Here is an 18,631-nt window from a genome sequence, read left to right as displayed (position 1 = left end):
CTAGCGCCGATTCGCCCACCGCAACCTAAGCCACTCAAGATCCTCCGGTCGGGTCACCTTGATATTGTCCGAGCGCCCTTCGATCAGGCGCGGCGCCTGGCCGGACCACTCCATCGCCGAGGCTTCGTCGGTGATGACTGCGTCGGCCACCAGGCTGTCGGCCAATGCACGGTGCAAGGCACCGAGGCGGAACATTTGCGGCGTGTAGGCTTGCCAGATCAAGCTGCGGTCAACGGTTTCCACCACCCGGCCGTGCTTGTCGACGCGTTTAAGGGTGTCGCGGGCCGGTACGGCCAGCAGGCCACCGACAGGATCATCGACCAGCTCGCTTAACAGTTTGTCGAGATCATCACGGCTCAAATTGGGCCGGGCAGCATCATGCACCAGCACCCAGTCATCATCACTGGCGCCCAGGGCGTTCAAGTGCAGCAGTGCATTGAGTACCGAGCCCGAGCGCTCTGAACCACCGTCCGCACGCTGGATACGTGGGTCAACGGAACAGGCCAGCGTGGGCCAATAGGGATCATCGCAGGCCAGACTGACCACCAGCCCCTTGAGGTCTGGGTGATCGAGAAAACAGCCAAGGCTGTGTTCGAGAATAGTGCGTCCACCGAGCTGCAAATATTGCTTGGGACGGTCCGCGGCCATACGGGCACCGACGCCCGCGGCAGGAATCACGGCCCAGAAGGCCGGCAAGCTGTTGCTCATTGGGCCAACTGGTAGAGGGTTTCGCCCTCCTTCACCATGCCCAATTCATGACGCGCCCGCTCTTCAACGGTCTCCGTGCCTTTCTTCAGCTCGAGCACTTCGGCGTCGAGGACGCGGTTGCGCTCCAGCAGGCGTTCGTTTTCGGCGTGCTGGTCGGCAATTTGCTGGGTCAGGTCTTTTACCTGCGCAAAGCTGCCATTACCCACCCACAGGCGGTACTGCAGGCCAGCCAGCAACAAGAGCAAGACGAGGAACAACCAATTGGGACTGCGCATCGAATATCGGGTATCCAGTGAAAAAAGACAGCCATGCATCACTTTTGAAGCAACTGATAGCACGAAGCCTGGAAGAACCAGGCTTGTGCTTGATAGCCATCAGATTAACGCCGAAATGTTCACTATCGTGAACTTTCCGACGCAATCCGCTGACTTTTACCACGCCCTACCAACCAGTAGCGATCAACCGCGAAACTCGCCGCGACCGTTGTACTTGGCCTTGCCGGCCAATTGCTCTTCGATACGCAGCAATTGGTTGTACTTGGAAACACGATCGGAACGGCACAGGGAACCGGTCTTGATCTGGCCCGCCGAGGTGCCCACGGCCAGGTCGGCAATGGTCGAATCTTCGGTTTCGCCCGAGCGGTGGGAGATCACGGCGGTGTAGCCCGCAGCCTTGGCCATCTGGATGGCTTCCAGCGTTTCGGTCAGGGTGCCGATCTGGTTGAACTTGATGAGGATCGAGTTGGCGATCTTTTTATCGATGCCTTCTTTGAGGATCTTGGTGTTAGTCACGAACAGGTCGTCGCCCACCAATTGGACTTTTTCGCCGATTTTGTCGGTGAGGATCTTCCAGCCATCCCAGTCGGACTCGTCCAGGCCGTCTTCGATCGAAATGATCGGATAGCGCTGGGTCAGGCCCTTGAGGTACTCAGCGAAGCCTTCGGAGTTGAACACCTGGCCTTCACCGGACAGGTTGTACTTGCCGTCTTCATAGAACTCGCTGGCTGCGCAGTCCAGGGCCAGGGTCACGTCGGTGCCCAGCGTGTAGCCAGCGTTGGCCACGGCTTCGGAAATGACTTTCAGCGCATCTTCGTTGGACGCCAGGTTCGGCGCGAAACCACCTTCGTCACCTACGGCGGTGCTCAGGCCACGGGCCTTCAGTACGGCCTTGAGGTGATGGAAAATCTCGGTGCCCATGCGCAGGCCTTCGGAGAAGGACTTGGCGCCAACCGGCTGCACCATGAATTCCTGGATATCGACGTTGTTATCGGCGTGCTCGCCACCGTTGATGATGTTCATCATCGGCACGGGCATCGAGTAAACACCCGGCGTGCCGTTCAGGTTGGCAATGTGCGCGTACAGCGGCAGGTCCTGATCCTGGGCGGCAGCCTTGGCGGCAGCCAGGGACACGGCGAGGATGGCGTTGGCGCCCAGGCTGCCTTTGTTTTCAGTGCCGTCGAGCTTGATCATCGCGTGGTCCAGGGCTTTCTGGTCCAGCGGGTCTTTGCCCAGCAGCAGGTCACGGATCGGGCCATTGATGTTGGCTACAGCCTTGAGGACACCCTTGCCCAGGTAACGGCTCTTGTCGCCATCACGCAGTTCCAGCGCTTCGCGCGAACCTGTGGAAGCACCGGATGGCGCGCAGGCGCTGCCGATGATGCCGTTATCGAGAAGCACGTCGGCTTCGACGGTGGGGTTGCCACGGGAGTCGAGAACTTCACGACCTTTGATGTCGACGATTTTTGCCATTGTTGTAAACACTCCAAAGTTGACGAAAACGACGCAGCTGAAGGGAAACTTTTGACCGACCGCAAGGGTGGAACAACGGGGCAGGCTTGCAGGCGACAAGGCTCAGGCCCGACGGCCTGAGCAGAAAGCGTGGGAAAGTCTACCGGAGAAACGCCGCTTACGCGGTCTCTACCGTCGGAAAACTCTTGACCAGTTCGTCCAACTGCTTGAGCTGGGCCAGGAATGGCTCCAGCTTGTCCAGGCGCAGAGCGCAGGGGCCGTCGCATTTGGCGTTGTCCGGATCCGGGTGGGCTTCCAGGAACAGGCCGGCCAGGGACTGGCTGAGACCCGCCTTGGCCAGGTCCAGCACCTGGGCGCGGCGACCACCAGCGGAGTCTGCACGACCACCGGGCATTTGCAGCGCGTGGGTCACGTCGAAGAACACCGGGTATTCGAACTGCTTCATGATGCCGAAACCGAGCATGTCCACCACGAGGTTGTTGTAGCCGAAGCTCGAACCCCGCTCGCAGAGAATCAACTGGTCGTTACCCGCTTCCACGCACTTGTTCAGGATGTGTTTCATCTCCTGAGGCGCAAGGAACTGGGCTTTCTTGATATTGATCACGGCGCCGGTCTTGGCCATCGCCACGACCAGGTCGGTCTGGCGCGACAGGAAGGCCGGCAGCTGGATGATGTCGCACACCTCGGCGACCACGGCAGCCTGTTCAGGCTCGTGGACGTCGGTGATGATCGGCACGCCGAAGGCTTGCTTGATGTCCTGGAAGATCCGCATGCCTTCTTCAAGGCCCGGGCCGCGATAGGAGGTCACGGACGAACGGTTGGCCTTGTCGAAGCTGGCCTTGAACACATAAGGGATACCCAGTTTCTCGGTAACCTTGACGTACTCTTCGCAGACCTGCATCGCCATGTCGCGGCTTTCCAGCACGTTCATGCCGCCGAACAGCACCATGGGCTTGTCGTTGGCGATCTCGATGTCGCCTACGCGAATGATCTTCTGGGCCATCAGGTTTACGCCTTCTTCTGGTGTTGCGTCAGTGCCGCCTTGACGAAACCGCTGAACAACGGGTGGCCGTCACGTGGCGTCGAGGTGAACTCCGGGTGGAACTGGCAAGCGACGAACCATGGATGATCCGGTGCTTCGACCACTTCAACCAGCGCGCCATCACCGGAGCGACCGGAAATCTTCAGGCCGGCGGCTTTGATCTGCGGCAGCAGGTTGTTGTTCACTTCGTAGCGATGACGGTGACGCTCGACGATCACGTCCTTGCCATAGCAATCGTGAACCAAAGAACCGGCTTCCAGCAGGCAGTCTTGCGCGCCAAGGCGCATGGTGCCGCCCAGGTCGGAGCTTTCGGTACGGGTCTCGACCGCGCCGGTGGCGTCTTCCCACTCGGTGATCAGGCCCACGACCGGGTGGCCGCTCTTGCTGTCGAACTCGGTGGAGTTGGCGTCTTTCCAGCCCAGCACGTTACGGGCGAACTCGATGACGGCCACTTGCATGCCCAGGCAGATACCCAGGTACGGCACCTTGTTCTCACGAGCGTACTGCACGGCGGTGATCTTGCCTTCCACGCCACGCAGGCCGAAACCGCCTGGCACGAGGATCGCGTCGACCCCTTCGAGCAGCGCGGTGCCCTGGTTCTCGATGTCTTCGGAATCGATATAACGCAGGTTGACCTTGGTACGGTTGCTGATGCCGGCGTGGCTCATCGCTTCGATCAGCGACTTGTACGCATCCAGCAGCTCCATGTACTTGCCGACCATGGCGATGGTGACTTCGTGCTCAGGGTTGAGCTTGGCATCGACCACGGCTTCCCACTCGGACAGATCCGCGCCGTTGCATTGCAGGCCGAAACGCTCGACCACAAAATCATCCAGGCCTTGTGAATGCAGGATGCCCGGGATCTTGTAGATGGTGTCTGCGTCTTCCAGGGCAATCACCGCACGTTCTTCAACGTTGGTGAACTGGGCGATCTTGCGACGCGAGGAAATGTCGATCGGATGATCGGAGCGGCACACCAGCACGTCTGGCTGCAGGCCGATGGAACGTAGTTCCTTGACCGAGTGCTGGGTAGGCTTGGTTTTGGTTTCGCCGGCGGTGGCGATGTATGGCACCAGGGTGAGGTGCATCAGCATCGCGCGCTTGGCGCCGACTTCGAAACGCAGTTGGCGGATGGCTTCGAGGAACGGCTGGGATTCGATGTCACCCACGGTGCCACCAATCTCGACCATCGCCACGTCGGCATCGCCCGCGCCCTTGATGATGCGGCGCTTGATTTCGTCGGTGATGTGCGGGATCACCTGGATGGTTGCACCCAGGTAGTCACCACGGCGCTCCTTGCGCAGCACGTGCTCGTAGACACGGCCGGTGGTGAAGTTGTTGTTCTGGGTCATGGTCGTGCGGATGAACCGCTCGTAGTGGCCCAGGTCCAGGTCGGTCTCGGCGCCGTCGTGTGTGACGAACACCTCACCGTGCTGGAACGGGCTCATGGTGCCCGGGTCGACGTTGATGTACGGGTCCAGCTTGAGCATGGTGACTTTAAGCCCCCGCGCCTCCAGGATGGCCGCCAATGAAGCGGAGGCAATGCCTTTCCCCAATGAAGAAACAACACCGCCCGTGACGAATATGTAGCGCGTCATGAAAAACCCTAGAAGTCTGCGTTAAAGCGGTCCGAGCCGCCGGGGAAAGCGAAGAGAGGCCGAAGCCCCCGATCACCTGCATTAATCACAGTGCACCTTTCAAAAAAACCGCCGCGTTGTGACAGACCAGCAATGAAACACCGGTACGTTGATCGCTACACATTTTTTGGAATCGCCCAGCAAAGACTGCTTGGTAATCGGCAACTGCTGCGATTCAGGCGAATCCACAGAAGTTGTATCAAGAAGGGAGCGTAGTCTACCGGAAAGGCGCTATCAGCTCAAACCTTGATCGCAGCTCTGTGGCAACCAATCCAATTGCCCGTCATCCACCGAGCGGGTCCATGCCCCCGCGACGCTTGGCACAGCCAGCAATTGCTCGCCCCGATAGACCAGCGGCAATCTGCCACGGACGAAGCCCGGCAAACCACTTTCATTGAGCAGGCGCTTGAGATCACGCCGACCTCGCCCCGGCACATCGAAGATTTCGCCCCCCTGGCGATAGCGGACCACCAACGGGCCTTCGGGGGCCCGGCCGATAAATCTCAGCTGGCCATTGCCCATCAACTCGAGTGGTTGTTGGGGATCGGGCCAGCTCACCGATGCGTCGGAAAACGTCGACCAGGTTGTGGGCAACCACCAGATGCGTTCACCGCTACGCTGCATTTGGCCGTCGGCCAGGCGCCATAGAGGCTGTGCGTCACCCTTGGCATCGCGCAGGGCGTTCCAACCGGTCCAGTGATCGCTGTCGGGCAAACGGGTCAGTGGCGTCAGCCAATACCGCAAAACGTTACGCTGGCGGGCATCGGACAATTGGCGTAAGGGTTCAAGCGCCAGGGACGGCAGAGGCAACCAGGGAAACGCAGAAGGCTGACCGGCGCGCTGCAGGTCCATCTGCGCCAACTCGTCGAGCAGCCCTAGAGCCTCAGCCATGTGTTCAGCCGTGCGAGCCAGCTGGGTGATCGCCTGCGGCCAGCGCTCCGTAAGGCTGGGAAGTACACGGTGACGCAGGTAATTGCGGGAAAACCGTGGATCAACGTTGGAGGGATCCTCGATCCAGTGCAATTGATGCTGTTGCGCGTAGGCTTCCAGTTCGCTACGGGAAAATGCCAGCAACGGCCGCACCAAGTGGCCCTGCGCCAAGGGGCGGTGCTCAGGCATCGCCGCCAACCCTCGCACACCGGCACCGCGCAGCAGGCGAAACAGCAGCGTTTCGGCCTGATCGTCGCGATGCTGGCCGGTGAAAAGCACCTCCCCTGCCCCCATTGCCTGCATGAACGCCTGATAGCGCGCATCCCGCGCCGCACGTTCAAGGCTCGCGCCCGGCCTCACCTGCACACGCATGAGGCGCAAGGGTACGCCCAGGCTGTCGCAGACCGCTTGGCAATGAGCTGGCCATGCGTCGGCAGCAGCTTGCAGGCCGTGGTGGACATGGACGGCGCGAAGGGGCGGTAGGGTTTGGGTGTTTGCCAGGGAGGCGAGAAGATGCAGCAGGACGGTGGAATCAAGCCCACCGGAAAATGCGATGTGCCAGGCCGGGGCATTGCGCCAGGGGGCCAGGGCTTGCAGGAGTCTTGCGGCAACATCCGGTTTCATCACACATCAACGCTGCAAATCTGGAATAGGTTTACCAGCATACACAAAGCAAATGTGGGAGGGGCTTGCTCCCGATAGCGCAGTGTCAGCCACCGCATGTGCAAGCTGATCCACCGCCATCGGGAGCAAGCTCCCTCCCACATTAAGTGCCAGCGTCGGCTTAGAGGCCGTAGCTCATCAGACGCTCGTAACGACGGGCCAACAGCGCTTCGTTATCAAGCTTCTTGAGCATCGCCAGTTGCGAACTCAACTCGGCACGGATGGTCGCGGCGGCAGCGGCCGGGTCGCGGTGCGCGCCACCCAGTGGCTCGGCGATGACTTTGTCGACGATCCCCAGGCCTTTGAGGCGATCAGCGGTGATGCCCATGGCTTCGGCAGCATCGGGCGCCTTTTCTGCGGTTTTCCACAGGATCGAGGCGCAACCTTCCGGCGAGATCACTGCGTAGGTCGAATATTGCAACATGTTCAGTTGGTCGCAGACGCCGATGGCCAACGCACCGCCGGAACCACCCTCACCGATCACGGTGGCGATGATCGGGGTCTTCAGGCGGGACATGACACGCAGGTTCCAGGCAATCGCTTCGCTCTGGTTGCGCTCTTCGGCGTCGATGCCTGGGTAAGCACCCGGCGTATCGATGAAGGTCAGGATCGGCATTTTGAAGCGTTCGGCCATTTCCATCAGGCGACAAGCCTTGCGGTAGCCCTCCGGACGCGGCATGCCGAAGTTGCGACGTACTTTCTCACGCACTTCACGGCCTTTCTGGTGACCGATGATCATGACCGGCTGGTCGTCCAGGCGAGCGATACCGCCCACGATGGCCGCGTCGTCAGAGAAGTGGCGATCGCCGTGCAACTCGTCGAACTCGGTGAAGATATGCTGGATGTAGTCCAGGGTGTACGGACGGCGCGGATGGCGAGCCAGGCGCGCGATCTGCCAACTGGTTAGCTTGCCGAAGATGTCTTCGGTGAGCGTGCTGCTCTTGTCTTGCAGGCGAGCGATCTCATCGCCGATATTCAGCGAATTGTCATTGCCGACCAGGCGCAGTTCTTCGATCTTGGCTTGCAGGTCAGCGATCGGCTGTTCGAAATCAAGAAAATTCGGGTTCATAAGCGTCCGTCTTGGGTCGACGGCCAAGGGGTACCTGGCCAGCCGGTTGTCTATTCGCGCCTTACCTTAAGGGAGAGGCGCGTTCAGGTCGAGATTAAATGTTCAGTCGAGATCAGGCGCAATGCCATCACCGACGCATCAACGGTATTGGAGGAAGACGTTGTCACGGCCGAACTGGTCACGCAATGCTTGAATCAAGCCATCAGCAGGATCAATTCGCCAGGTCTCACCAAACTGCAACATCGCCTTGGCGTCGTTGCCGGTGTACTCCATGGTCACGGGGCACGCACCACGGTGACGCTTGAGCAGGTCGCCCAACCAGCGTAGCTGATCGCCTTTGAGCGCTTCGGTTTTCACCTTCAAACGCAGGCTCTCGGCCAGGTTGGTACGCGCGTCTTCCATGCTCATCACGCGCTTGATGCGCAGGCGCAGGCCGCCGGAGAAGTCATCATTACTGACCTCCCCCTCGACCACCACCATGGCATCGGTCTGCAACAACGACTGCGCGGAGTGGAAGGCGTCGGCAAACAGCGACGCTTCGATCCGACCCGAGCGATCGTCGAGGGTAATGAAACCCATCTTGTCGCCCTTTTTGTTCTTCATCACTCGCAAGGCGATGATCATGCCGGCGACGGTCTGGGTGTCGCGTGCAGGCTTGAGGTCGATGATGCGCTGACGCGCAAAGCGGCGGATCTCGCCTTCGTATTCATCAATGGGGTGACCGGTGAGGTACAGGCCCAAGGTGTCTTTTTCACCTTTGAGGCGTTCCTTGAGGGTCAGCTCTTTGGCCTTGCGGTGGTTGGCGTACACGTCCGCGTCTTCTTCAACGAACAGCCCGCCAAACAGGTCGGCGTGGCCGCTGTCGTGGGTGCGGGCGGTCTGTTCGGCGGCCTTGATCGCTTCTTCCATGGCGGTGAGCAGCACCGCGCGGTTGCGGTCGATATTCGCTTGATACGCCTTGGGCTCGTCATGGAAATACGGGCCCAGACGGTCCAGCGCGCCGCTGCGGATCAAGCCATCCAGGGTGCGCTTGTTGATGCGCTTGAGGTCAACCCGCGCGCAGAAGTCGAAAAGGTCCGTGAACGGGCCGTCCTGGCGCGCTTCGGTAATCGCTTCCACCGGGCCTTCGCCCACGCCCTTGATCGCACCAAGGCCATAGATGATGCGGCCTTCGTCATTCACCGTGAACTTGAACTCCGACGCGTTCACATCCGGCGCGTCGAGGCGCAGCTTCATGGTGCGCACTTCCTCGATCAAGGTTACGACCTTGTCGGTGTTGTGCATGTCGGCCGACAGTACCGCCGCCATGAACGGCGCCGGGTAGTGGGCTTTCAGCCAAGCGGTCTGGTAGGACACCAGGCCATACGCGGCGGAGTGGGATTTGTTGAAGCCGTAACCGGCGAATTTTTCCACCAGGTCGAAAATGTTACCGGCCAGGTCGGCATCGATATTGTTGGTGGCGCAACCCTCAATGAAACCACCGCGCTGCTTGGCCATTTCCTCGGGTTTCTTTTTACCCATGGCTCGACGCAGCATGTCCGCGCCGCCGAGGGTATAACCCGCCATCACCTGAGCGATCTGCATCACCTGTTCCTGGTACAGGATGATGCCGTAGGTCGGCGCCAGTACGGGCTTGAGGCCTTCGTATTGGTAGTCCGAATGCGGGTAAGCCAGTTCGGCGCGCCCGTGCTTGCGGTTGATGAAGTCATCAACCATGCCTGACTGCAGCGGGCCAGGACGGAACAGGGCCACCAGTGCGATCAAGTCTTCCAGGCAGTCGGGCTTGAGCTTTTTGATCAGTTCTTTCATGCCACGCGATTCAAGCTGGAATACCGCCGTGGTTTCAGCCTTTTGCAGCAAGCTGTAGGTCGGCTTGTCATCCAGCGGGATAAACGCGATATCCAGCGGCTCTTCACCGACCTTGGCGCGGTCGCGGTTGATGGTCTTGAGCGCCCAGTCGATGATCGTCAGGGTTCGCAGGCCAAGGAAGTCGAACTTCACCAGGCCGGCCGCCTCCACATCGTCCTTGTCAAACTGGGTAACCAGGCCATCGCCCTCTTCGTCGCAATAGATCGGCGAAAAGTCGGTGAGCTTGGTAGGCGCGATCACCACGCCACCGGCGTGTTTACCCACGTTACGCACCACACCTTCGAGCTTGCGCGCCATGTCCCAGATTTCGGCGGCTTCCTCATCGACCTTGATGAAGTCGCGCAGGATTTCTTCCTGCTCGTAGGCCTTCTCGAGGGTCATGCCGACTTCGAACGGGATCATCTTCGACAGACGATCCGCCAGGCCATAGGACTTGCCCTGCACTCGCGCCACATCACGGATTACCGCCTTGGCGGCCATCGAACCGAAGGTGATGATCTGGCTGACCGCGTTGCGGCCATATTTCTCGGCCACGTATTCGATCACGCGGTCGCGACCGTCCATGCAGAAGTCGACGTCGAAGTCGGGCATGGAAACCCGTTCCGGGTTCAGGAACCGCTCGAACAGCAGGTCATATTCCAGGGGGTCGAGGTCGGTGATTTTCTGCACATAGGCCACCAGCGAGCCGGCACCCGACCCACGACCCGGGCCGACCGGTACGCCGTTGCTTTTGGCCCACTGGATAAAGTCCATTACGATCAGGAAGTAACCGGGGAAGCCCATCTGGATGATGATATCCAGCTCGAAATTCAGCCGGTCAACGTAGACCTGGCGCTTGGCTTCGTAATCTTCGGTGGTGTCTTTGGGCAGCAGGACCGAGAGGCGTTCTTCCAGGCCGTCAAACGACACTTTGCGAAAGTACTCGTCGATGGTCATGCCGTCGGGGATCGGGAAGTTGGGCAGGAAGTGCTTGCCCAGCTTCACTTCGATGTTGCAGCGCTTGGCGATCTCGACGGAGTTTTCCAGGGCCTCGGGCAGGTCGCTGAACAACTCGGCCATTTCCTCGGCGCTTTTGAGGTACTGCTCTTCGCTGTAGTTCTTGGAGCGACGCGGGTCATCCAGGGCCCGGCCTTCGCCGATGCACACGCGGGTTTCGTGGGCTTCGAAATCTTCCTTCTTGATAAAGCGCACATCATTGGTCGCCACCAACGGTGCGCCCAGCTTGTCGGCCAACGCCACGGCGGCGTGCAGGTGCTCTTCATCATTAGGACGGTTGGTGCGCTGCACTTCGAGGTAGAACCGATCGGGAAAGACCTGCATCCACTCCTTCGCCAGCACTTCGGCTTCATGGGGGTTGCCACCCAGCAGTGCGATCCCGATCTCGCCCTCTTTGGCGGCCGACAGCATGATCAGGCCTTCGCTGGCCTCGGCGACCCATTCGCGCTCGATAATGATCGAACCGTTGCGCTGGCCCTCGATAAAACCACGGGAGATCAGTTCGGTGAGGTTGCGATACCCCACGCCGTTCATCGCCAACAGGCTGATGCGGCTCAGGGCATTATCCGGATCTTTGTTGGACAGCCACAGGTCGGCGCCGCAGATCGGCTTGATGCCGGCACCCATGGCGTTCTTGTAGAACTTGACCAGGGAACACATGTTGTTCTGATCGGTCACCGCGACCGCAGGCATGTTCATGCCCACCAGGGTTTTGACCAGCGGTTTGATCCGTACCAGGCCGTCGACCAGGGAGTACTCAGTGTGCAGGCGTAGGTGAACGAATGAAGCCGGCATAGTGATCCTGTCTTATACGTGGAAACAACAAGGCCCGGATTGTACCGGGCCTTGGCAAAAACATCAGCCTCGCGACTAAACCTCGATGAGACTCCCGCGCGTCTCGTAAGCCAGCCGTACAGGGGCAAACGAGCGACGATGGATCGGCGTGGGGCCAAGGCGGGCCAGGGCTTCCAGATGAACGGGGGTCGGGTAGCCTTTATGGCCGCCGATGCCATAGCCGGGGTAGATCAATTCGAAAGCCGCCATTTCACGATCACGGCTGACCTTGGCCAGGATTGAGGCAGCCGCAATGGCCGGCACCTTGCTATCACCCTTGACCACCGCCTCGGAGGGCATGGTCAGTTTCGGGCAACGATTGCCATCGATCATCGCCATTTTTGGCGTGATATGCAGGCCTTCCACCGCACGCTGCATGGCGAGCATGGTGGCGTGGAGAATATTCAACTGGTCGATTTCTTCGACTTCGGCCCGGGCGATATGCCAGCTCAAGGCCTTCTCACATATCTCGTCGAAGAGCTTTTCACGGCGCGCTTCGGTGAGTTTTTTCGAGTCGTTGAGGCCGAGGATCGGACGGCTCGGATCAAGGATCACCGCCGCAGTAACCACGGCGCCACATAAAGGCCCGCGCCCCACCTCATCAACCCCGGCCACCAGTTCGTGGGCCTCGGCAACCAGGCTGAAATCCAGCCCCATCTGCGTGCTCATAAGGCTTCCTGTTTATGGCCAATCAAGCTCAATACGGCGTTTGCCGCCTGGTTTGACGCGTCACGACGCAAGGTGCGATGAATCTCGTCAAATCCGCGGGTCTGTTCTTCGCCGCCGTCGATCAAGGGGAGCAGGGTTTGCGCCAAGGCTTGGGGCGTTGCATCGTCCTGCAACAACTCCGGTACCAACAGGCGTTGGGCCAGCAAATTGGGCAAAGAGATGTAGGGACTCTTGACCATGCGCTTGAGAATCCAGAACGTCAGCGGCGCCAGACGGTAGGCCACGACCATCGGACGCTTGTACAGCAAAGCCTCCAACGTCGCTGTACCCGAGGCGATCAGCACCGCATCACAGGCCGCCAACGCCAGGTGCGACTGGCCGTCGAGCAAGGTCAACGGCAGGGTGCGACCTTCCAGCAGCGTTTCGATCTGCGCACGACGCTGCGGGCTGGCGCAGGGCAACACGAAACGCACGCCTGGCTTCAACACTTGCAGTCGCTCGGCGGCATCGAAAAACACACTGGCCAAACGACCAACCTCGCCACCGCGACTGCCAGGCATCAATGCGACGAGTGGACCGTCGGGCAAGCCCAGTTCGGCACGCGCAGCTGTGCGGTCTGCCTGCAAAGGGATGGTGTCGGCCAATGTGTGCCCGACAAACCGAACCGGCACGCCCTTCTCTTCGTAGAAACGGGCCTCGAAGGGCAGCAACGTCAGCATCAGGTCACAACCTTCACGGATCTTCAGCACACGTTTCTGCCGCCAGGCCCACACAGACGGGCTGACGTAGTGAACGGTCTTGATGCCGGCCTGACGCAACTTGAGTTCGATATTGAGGGTGAAGTCCGGCGCGTCGATGCCAATGAAGACGTCAGGCTTTTCTTCGATAAGCGTCTGGATCAGCAGCTTGCGCCGAGCGAGCAGCTCACGCAGGCGACCCAGCACTTCCACCAGGCCCATGACCGACAGGCGCTCCATGGGGAAGTAAGACGTGAGGCCTTCAGCCTGCATCAGCGGACCGCCGACGCCAATAAACTCAACCGCAGGGTGCTGGGCCTTGAGAGCCCGCATAAGACCTGCGCCCAGAATATCGCCGGAAGCCTCTCCCGCCACCAGCGCGATACGCAGATTGGCCATGGTCAGCGGGTGATGCCGCGAGTCGACGCCTGGATCGAGTCACGGAACACCGCGACTTCCGGGAACAACGCTGCCGGCTCGGTCAGTTGGGTCAATGCCTGGTCTACCGTCAACCCTTGGCGATACACCACCTTATAGGCGCGGCGCAGCGCATGGATCGCATCTTCGCTGAAACCACGACGGCGCATGCCTTCAAAATTCATGCTACGGGCCTCGGCCGGGTTGCCGAACACCGTGACGAACGCCGGAACGTCCTTGCCGATGGCGGTACCCATGCCGGAAAAGCTGTGGGCGCCGATATGGCAGTACTGATGTACCAGGGTGAAACCGGACAGGATCGCCCAATCATCAACGTGCACATGGCCCGCCAACGCAGTGTTGTTGACCAGGATGCAGTGGTTGCCGATCACACTGTCGTGGCCGATATGGGCATAGGCCATCACCAGGTTGTGATCACCCAGGGTGGTTTCCGCACGATCCTGCACAGTACCGCGGTGAATGGTCACGCCTTCACGGATGATGTTGTGGTCACCGATTACCAAACGTGTTTCTTCACCCTTGTACTTCATGTCCGGGGTGTCTTCGCCTACCGACGAGAACTGGTAGATACGATTGTGTTTGCCAATGCGGGTCGGACCTTTAAGGATCACGTGCGGCCCGATGACAGTCCCCTCGCCGATTTCCACACCTGCGCCGATGATCGACCAAGGGCCGACCTCAACGTCGGCGGCCAGAACGGCCGACGGATCGATGATTGCGCGAGGGTCAATCAAACTCATAGTTTGCGTTCCGCGCAGATGATCTCGGCGGAGCATACCGGCTTGCCGTCTACCGAGGCCTGGCATTCGAATTTCCAGATCTGGCGCTTGCAGCTGATGAACTTGGCTTCCAGGATCAACTGGTCACCCGGGGTAACCGGGTTGCGGAAACGCAACTTGTCGGAGCCCACGAAATAGTAAAGCGTGCCATCGGCAGGCTTGAGGTCGAGCATTTTGAAACCAAGGATACCGGCAGCCTGGGCCATTGCTTCGATGATCAATACGCCTGGCATGATTGGATGCGCAGGGAAGTGACCGTTGAAGAACGGTTCGTTGATGCTGACATTCTTGTAGGCACGAATGCGCTTTTCCTCAACATTGAGGTCCACTACGCGGTCCACCAGCAGGAACGGGTAACGGTGAGGCAGGTATTCGCGAATCTCGTTGATGTCCATCATTTCGGGGGGAAGCCTGTAATAAAGATTGGGGGCGGGCGAATAACGCACGCCCCGCTAGCAAATCAAGGAGGCAAGTCTAGCGGCTGTGCACACTTGATATGGAAATGGTATCAGCCTTCTGATGAAGCATTACCGCCAGGGGTCACGTCCCCAACACGCTTTTCCAGCTGTTTGAGACGTCGAGCCATGTCGTCGAGCTGCCTCAAACGCGCTGCACTTTTACGCCATTCAGCCGCAGGCTGCATGGCGGTACCGGAAGAGTAGGCCCCAGGCTCGGTAATCGAGTGAGTGACCATGGTCATGCCGGTGATGAATACGTTGTCGCAAATATCGATATGCCCCACCAGCCCTACGCCACCGGCGAGCATGCAATGCTTGCCGATCTTGGTGCTGCCGGAAATCCCCACGCATGCGGCCATGGCGGTGTGATCGCCAATCTGAACGTTGTGAGCGATCTGGATCTGGTTGTCGAGCTTCACACCATTACCGATCACGGTATCGGCCAGGGCCCCGCGATCGACAGCCGTGTTCACCCCGATTTCCACGTCGTCGCCGATCAATACGCCGCCGACCTGGGCAATCTTGTGCCAGACACCTTTGGCATTGGCAAAGCCAAAGCCTTCACCACCGATCACAGCACCGGATTGAATTACCACACGCTCACCGATACGCACATCGTGGTACAAGGTCACGCGCGGGGCCAACCAACCATCCGCACCGATTTCGCAGCGTGCGCCAATAAAACAATGCGCACCAACCGTTACACCGGCCGCGATACGGGCGCCACTCTCGATCACCGTAAACGCACCAATGCTCGCCGCAGGGTCAACCTGGGCATCATCGGCGATGACCGCCGACGGATGAATACCGCCGGCAGCCTTGGGTTTCGGATCAAACAGGTGCGACACCCGCGCATAGGCCAGGTAGGGGTCGGCCACCACCAGCGCATCCCCGGCAAACCCTTCAGCATCAGCGGCCTTCAGCAATACGGCTGCAGCGCGGCTGTCGATGAGGTATTTACGGTATTGAGGATTTGCGAGGAAGCTCAACTGAGCTGGGCCAGCCTCCTGCAAGGTGGCTAGCCCAGTAATTTCCTTCTCCGGGGAGCCACGCAAGGTAGCCCCCAGGAACTCGGCCAACTCGCCGAGCCTGATAATCGCGGTCATGGCTTACTTCAGCTGATTCATGCGCTCGATCACCTGACGGGTGATGTCGTATTGAGGCTTGACGTCGATCACTGCGCCACGCTCGAACACCAGGTCAAAGGCACCTTTCTTGATGACTTCTTCCACTGCGCTGTCGAGTTTAGGCTTGAGCTGCTTAAGCATTTCGCGGTCGGCAACAGCCTTGGCTTCGTTCAGTTCCTTGGACTGGAACTGGTAGTCACGGGCCTTTTGCTTGAATTCAAGCTCCAGACGCTCGCGCTCGCCTTGCTGCATCTTGTCACCACCGGCTACCAGACGATCCTGGATGCCCTTGGCACTGCTTTCCAGGGTCTTGAGCTTGGTCAGTTGCGGACCGAATTTTTTCTCGGCATCCACGGCGTACTTCTTGGCCGCGTCGGATTCGAGCAGAGCCATCTGATAGTTCAGAACGGCGATTTTCATTTCGGCGAAGGCCGGGGTGGTTACCAGCACGGTGGCCAGCAGAACCAATTGAGTCAACTTACGCACAATGCAACTCCTACAGAATCCGTTGTCGTTATCTTGGGTCAGACGCTTAGAACGTCTGGCCGAGGGAGAATTGGAAAATCTGGGTTTCAGCGTTATCCGGTTTCTTGATCGGCATGGCCAGAGCAAAGCTCAACGGGCCAAGCGCAGTCACCCAGGTCACACCCACACCCACGGAGCTCGCCAGATTGCTGAGGCTCACGTCGTTGCACTGAGTGTTGGACTTCACGCCGCTTGGGTTGGTGACCTGTTCGCACTTGGAGTCGAACACGTTACCCACGTCCCAGAAGACCGACGTACGCAGCGACCGCTGATCTTTAACAAACGGCAGCGGGAACAGAATTTCCGCACCGCCCTGGATCAACACGTTACCACCGAATGGCAGCGGGTCATTGTCGGAGTCGACCGTAGTGCCTTGGTTACCGGTCACGCCAACACCACGGCTTGGTGTACCACGCGGCCCCAGGGTGCTGTCCTTGAAGCCACGTACGGAGTTGAAACCACCCGCGTAGTAGTTTTCATAGAACGGCAGGCCATTGGTCGAACCATAACCGTCGCCATAACCCAGCTCAGTGTGCAGGCGCATGGTGTAGTTATCGCTCAGCGGCTGGAACAACTGGCCACGGTAGTCGAGTTTGAAGAACGACAGGTCACTGCCCGGCGTGGTGGTTTCCAGGGTCAGGCTCTGGGAGTGACCACGGGTTGCCAACACGCCTTTGTTCAGGGTCGACTCGGACCAGCCGGCAGACGCCTTGAAGTTCAGGAACTTGTCGCCTTCGCGACGGGTAAAGTCGAAGATTTCATCCACGGTGTACACACCGGTCTTGATCTCATCCTGTTGCGCGGTCAGGCCGAACGTCAGACGCGACGTCTCGCTGATCGGGTAACCGACGTTGACGCCGGCACCCAGGCTGTCGATCGCATAGCTTGCAACATCAACATCGAGATCTTTGTAGTCGGTGGTGCGATAGAAGGCGTTGTAGCCAAGGCTCACACCGTCAGCAGTCCAGTAGGGGTCGGTATAACCGAAGTTATAGCGGCTCTGGTATTCGCTTCGGGTCAGGCCGATGGACACACGGTTACCGGTACCGAGGAAGTTGTTCTGGGTGATGGAACCACCCAGGATCAGGCCGGCACTCTGTGCAAAACCAACGCTGGCGGTGATCGAACCCGAGGCTTGTTCCTCTACGGCGTAGTTCACGTCGACCTGGTCGTCCACACCGGGTACGGCTGGCGTTTCGACGTTGACTTCCTTGAAGAAGCCCAGGCGTTCCAGACGGGTCTTGGACTGGTCGATCAGGTAAGTCGACGCCCAGCCACCTTCCATCTGGCGCATTTCACGACGCAGCACTTCGTCGGCGGACTTGGTGTTGCCACGGAAATTGATGCGGTTCACATAGGCACGCTTGCCCGGGTCGACCACAAAAGTGATGTCCACGGTATGGTCTTCATCGTGCGGAGTCGGTACGCCATTGACGTTGGCGAAGGTATAGCCTTCGTTACCCAGGCGGCGGGTGATCAGTTCGGACGTAGTGGTCATCAGCTTGCGCGAGAATACCTGGTCTTTCTGCACCAACAGCAGTGACTTGACCTGGTCTTCAGGCACTTTCAAGTCGCCGCTCAGCTTCACGTCACGAACTTTGTACTTCTCGCCTTCGTTGACGTTGACGGTGATATAGACGTGTTTCTTGTCCGGGGTGATGGATACCTGGGTGGAGGCGATATCCATGTTGATATAGCCGCGATCCAGGTAGTAGGAACGCAGACGCTCCAGGTCACCGGAGAGTTTTTCACGGGCGTACTTGTCATCGTTCTTGAAGAACGACAGCCAGTTGGTGGTCTTGAGTTCGAACAGGTCGATCAGGTCTTCATCGGCAAACTTGGTGTTGCCCACCACGTTGATGTGCTGGATCGCCGCCACGGTACCTTCGTTGATGTTGACCTTGAGGCCGACACGGTTGCGAGGTTGCGGCACCACTTCCGTTTCCACGGTCGCGGAGTAGCGGCCCTGGGCAACGTATTGGCGTTGCAGTTCGTTACGCACACCTTCAAGGGTGGCGCGCTGGAAGATCTCGCCCTCGGCCAGGCCGGATTGCTTGAGGCCCTTCATCAGGTCTTCAGTGGAGATCGCTTTGTTGCCTTCGATCTCGATACTGGCGACGGAAGGTCGCTCGACGACGGTGATGACCAGGACGTTGCCTTCGCGACCCAGTTGGATGTCTTGAAAGAACCCGGTTTTGAACAGCGCACGAGTGGATTCCACCAGGCGACGGTCATCAGCCTGTTCCCCGACGTTCAACGGCAAGGCACCAAAGACGCTACCCGCGGAAACCCGCTGGAGGCCGTTGACGCGAATATCGGAGATGGTGAAGGACTCGGCGTGAACTTCGGCGATCATCAATACGGTGAGAACCGCAGTTAGCAGCAGACGTTTCATGAAGTCC

The 18,631-nt window shown here is 59.3% G+C and carries 15 protein-coding genes; all 15 read right to left on the bottom strand.

Annotated features, from left to right (window positions below; translation table 11 throughout):
* On the bottom strand, positions 1 to 708 hold the full coding sequence (gene ispD / locus KSS96_RS07270) for a 2-C-methyl-D-erythritol 4-phosphate cytidylyltransferase (protein ID WP_217855948.1): 708 nt from the start codon (positions 706 to 708) through the stop codon (positions 1 to 3).
* On the bottom strand, positions 705 to 983 hold the full coding sequence (ftsB, locus tag KSS96_RS07265) for a cell division protein FtsB (RefSeq protein WP_003172294.1): 279 nt from the start codon (positions 981 to 983) through the stop codon (positions 705 to 707). The genes ispD and ftsB overlap by 4 nt, the downstream gene beginning before the upstream one ends.
* 183 nt (positions 984 to 1,166) lie before the next feature.
* Positions 1,167 to 2,456: a phosphopyruvate hydratase gene (gene eno, locus KSS96_RS07260; protein WP_017529681.1), complete on the bottom strand. Its 1,290-nt coding sequence runs from the start codon at positions 2,454 to 2,456 to the stop codon at positions 1,167 to 1,169.
* Between the two features lie 157 nt (positions 2,457 to 2,613).
* Complete coding sequence (kdsA, locus tag KSS96_RS07255; RefSeq protein WP_065877156.1) at positions 2,614 to 3,459, bottom strand: 3-deoxy-8-phosphooctulonate synthase; 846 nt, start codon at positions 3,457 to 3,459, stop codon at positions 2,614 to 2,616.
* A gap of 5 nt (positions 3,460 to 3,464) precedes the next feature.
* Positions 3,465 to 5,096: a CTP synthase gene (gene pyrG / locus KSS96_RS07250; protein WP_017529683.1), complete on the bottom strand. Its 1,632-nt coding sequence runs from the start codon at positions 5,094 to 5,096 to the stop codon at positions 3,465 to 3,467.
* Between the two features lie 273 nt (positions 5,097 to 5,369).
* The gene (gene tilS, locus KSS96_RS07245) at positions 5,370 to 6,689 is read right to left on the bottom strand and encodes a tRNA lysidine(34) synthetase TilS (protein ID WP_217855946.1); all 1,320 of its coding nucleotides are present in this window, start codon (positions 6,687 to 6,689) and stop codon (positions 5,370 to 5,372) included.
* A 160-nt stretch (positions 6,690 to 6,849) separates the two neighbouring features.
* Positions 6,850 to 7,797, bottom strand: a complete 948-nt coding sequence (locus tag KSS96_RS07240; protein WP_017529685.1) for an acetyl-CoA carboxylase carboxyltransferase subunit alpha — start codon at positions 7,795 to 7,797, stop codon at positions 6,850 to 6,852.
* Positions 7,798 to 7,935: 138 nt separating this feature from the next.
* Positions 7,936 to 11,457 carry a DNA polymerase III subunit alpha gene (gene dnaE, locus KSS96_RS07235; protein WP_017529686.1) on the bottom strand — a complete coding sequence of 1,174 codons (3,522 nt, stop codon included), beginning with the start codon at positions 11,455 to 11,457 and terminating at the stop codon, positions 7,936 to 7,938.
* A gap of 75 nt (positions 11,458 to 11,532) precedes the next feature.
* A complete protein-coding gene (gene rnhB, locus KSS96_RS07230; RefSeq protein WP_068937597.1) occupies positions 11,533 to 12,165 on the bottom strand; it encodes a ribonuclease HII in 633 nt (210 codons plus the stop codon).
* Entirely contained in the window at positions 12,162 to 13,301 is a 1,140-nt protein-coding gene (lpxB, locus tag KSS96_RS07225) for a lipid-A-disaccharide synthase (protein ID WP_017529688.1), read from the bottom strand. Before lpxB ends, rnhB begins: the two co-directional genes overlap by 4 nt.
* 2 nt (positions 13,302 to 13,303) lie before the next feature.
* Complete coding sequence (gene lpxA, locus KSS96_RS07220; RefSeq protein WP_017529689.1) at positions 13,304 to 14,080, bottom strand: acyl-ACP--UDP-N-acetylglucosamine O-acyltransferase; 777 nt, start codon at positions 14,078 to 14,080, stop codon at positions 13,304 to 13,306.
* Positions 14,077 to 14,517, bottom strand: coding sequence for a 3-hydroxyacyl-ACP dehydratase FabZ (gene fabZ / locus KSS96_RS07215; protein ID WP_003172281.1), 441 nt, complete (start codon positions 14,515 to 14,517; stop codon positions 14,077 to 14,079). The genes lpxA and fabZ overlap by 4 nt, the downstream gene beginning before the upstream one ends.
* 110 nt (positions 14,518 to 14,627) lie before the next feature.
* Positions 14,628 to 15,683 carry a UDP-3-O-(3-hydroxymyristoyl)glucosamine N-acyltransferase gene (gene lpxD / locus KSS96_RS07210; RefSeq protein WP_017529690.1) on the bottom strand — a complete coding sequence of 352 codons (1,056 nt, stop codon included), beginning with the start codon at positions 15,681 to 15,683 and terminating at the stop codon, positions 14,628 to 14,630.
* Between the two features lie 3 nt (positions 15,684 to 15,686).
* Complete coding sequence (locus KSS96_RS07205; RefSeq protein WP_003172279.1) at positions 15,687 to 16,190, bottom strand: OmpH/Skp family outer membrane protein; 504 nt, start codon at positions 16,188 to 16,190, stop codon at positions 15,687 to 15,689.
* A 46-nt stretch (positions 16,191 to 16,236) separates the two neighbouring features.
* A complete protein-coding gene (gene bamA, locus KSS96_RS07200) occupies positions 16,237 to 18,624 on the bottom strand; it encodes an outer membrane protein assembly factor BamA (RefSeq protein ID WP_017529691.1) in 2,388 nt (795 codons plus the stop codon).
* Positions 18,625 to 18,631: the final 7 nt, after the last annotated feature.

It is taken from the genome of Pseudomonas asgharzadehiana (assembly GCF_019139815.1).
Lineage (GTDB): Bacteria > Pseudomonadota > Gammaproteobacteria > Pseudomonadales > Pseudomonadaceae > Aquipseudomonas > Aquipseudomonas asgharzadehiana.
The sequence above is the reverse complement of the archived record's forward strand: the minus strand, read 5'-3'. Positions and strand labels throughout refer to the sequence as shown.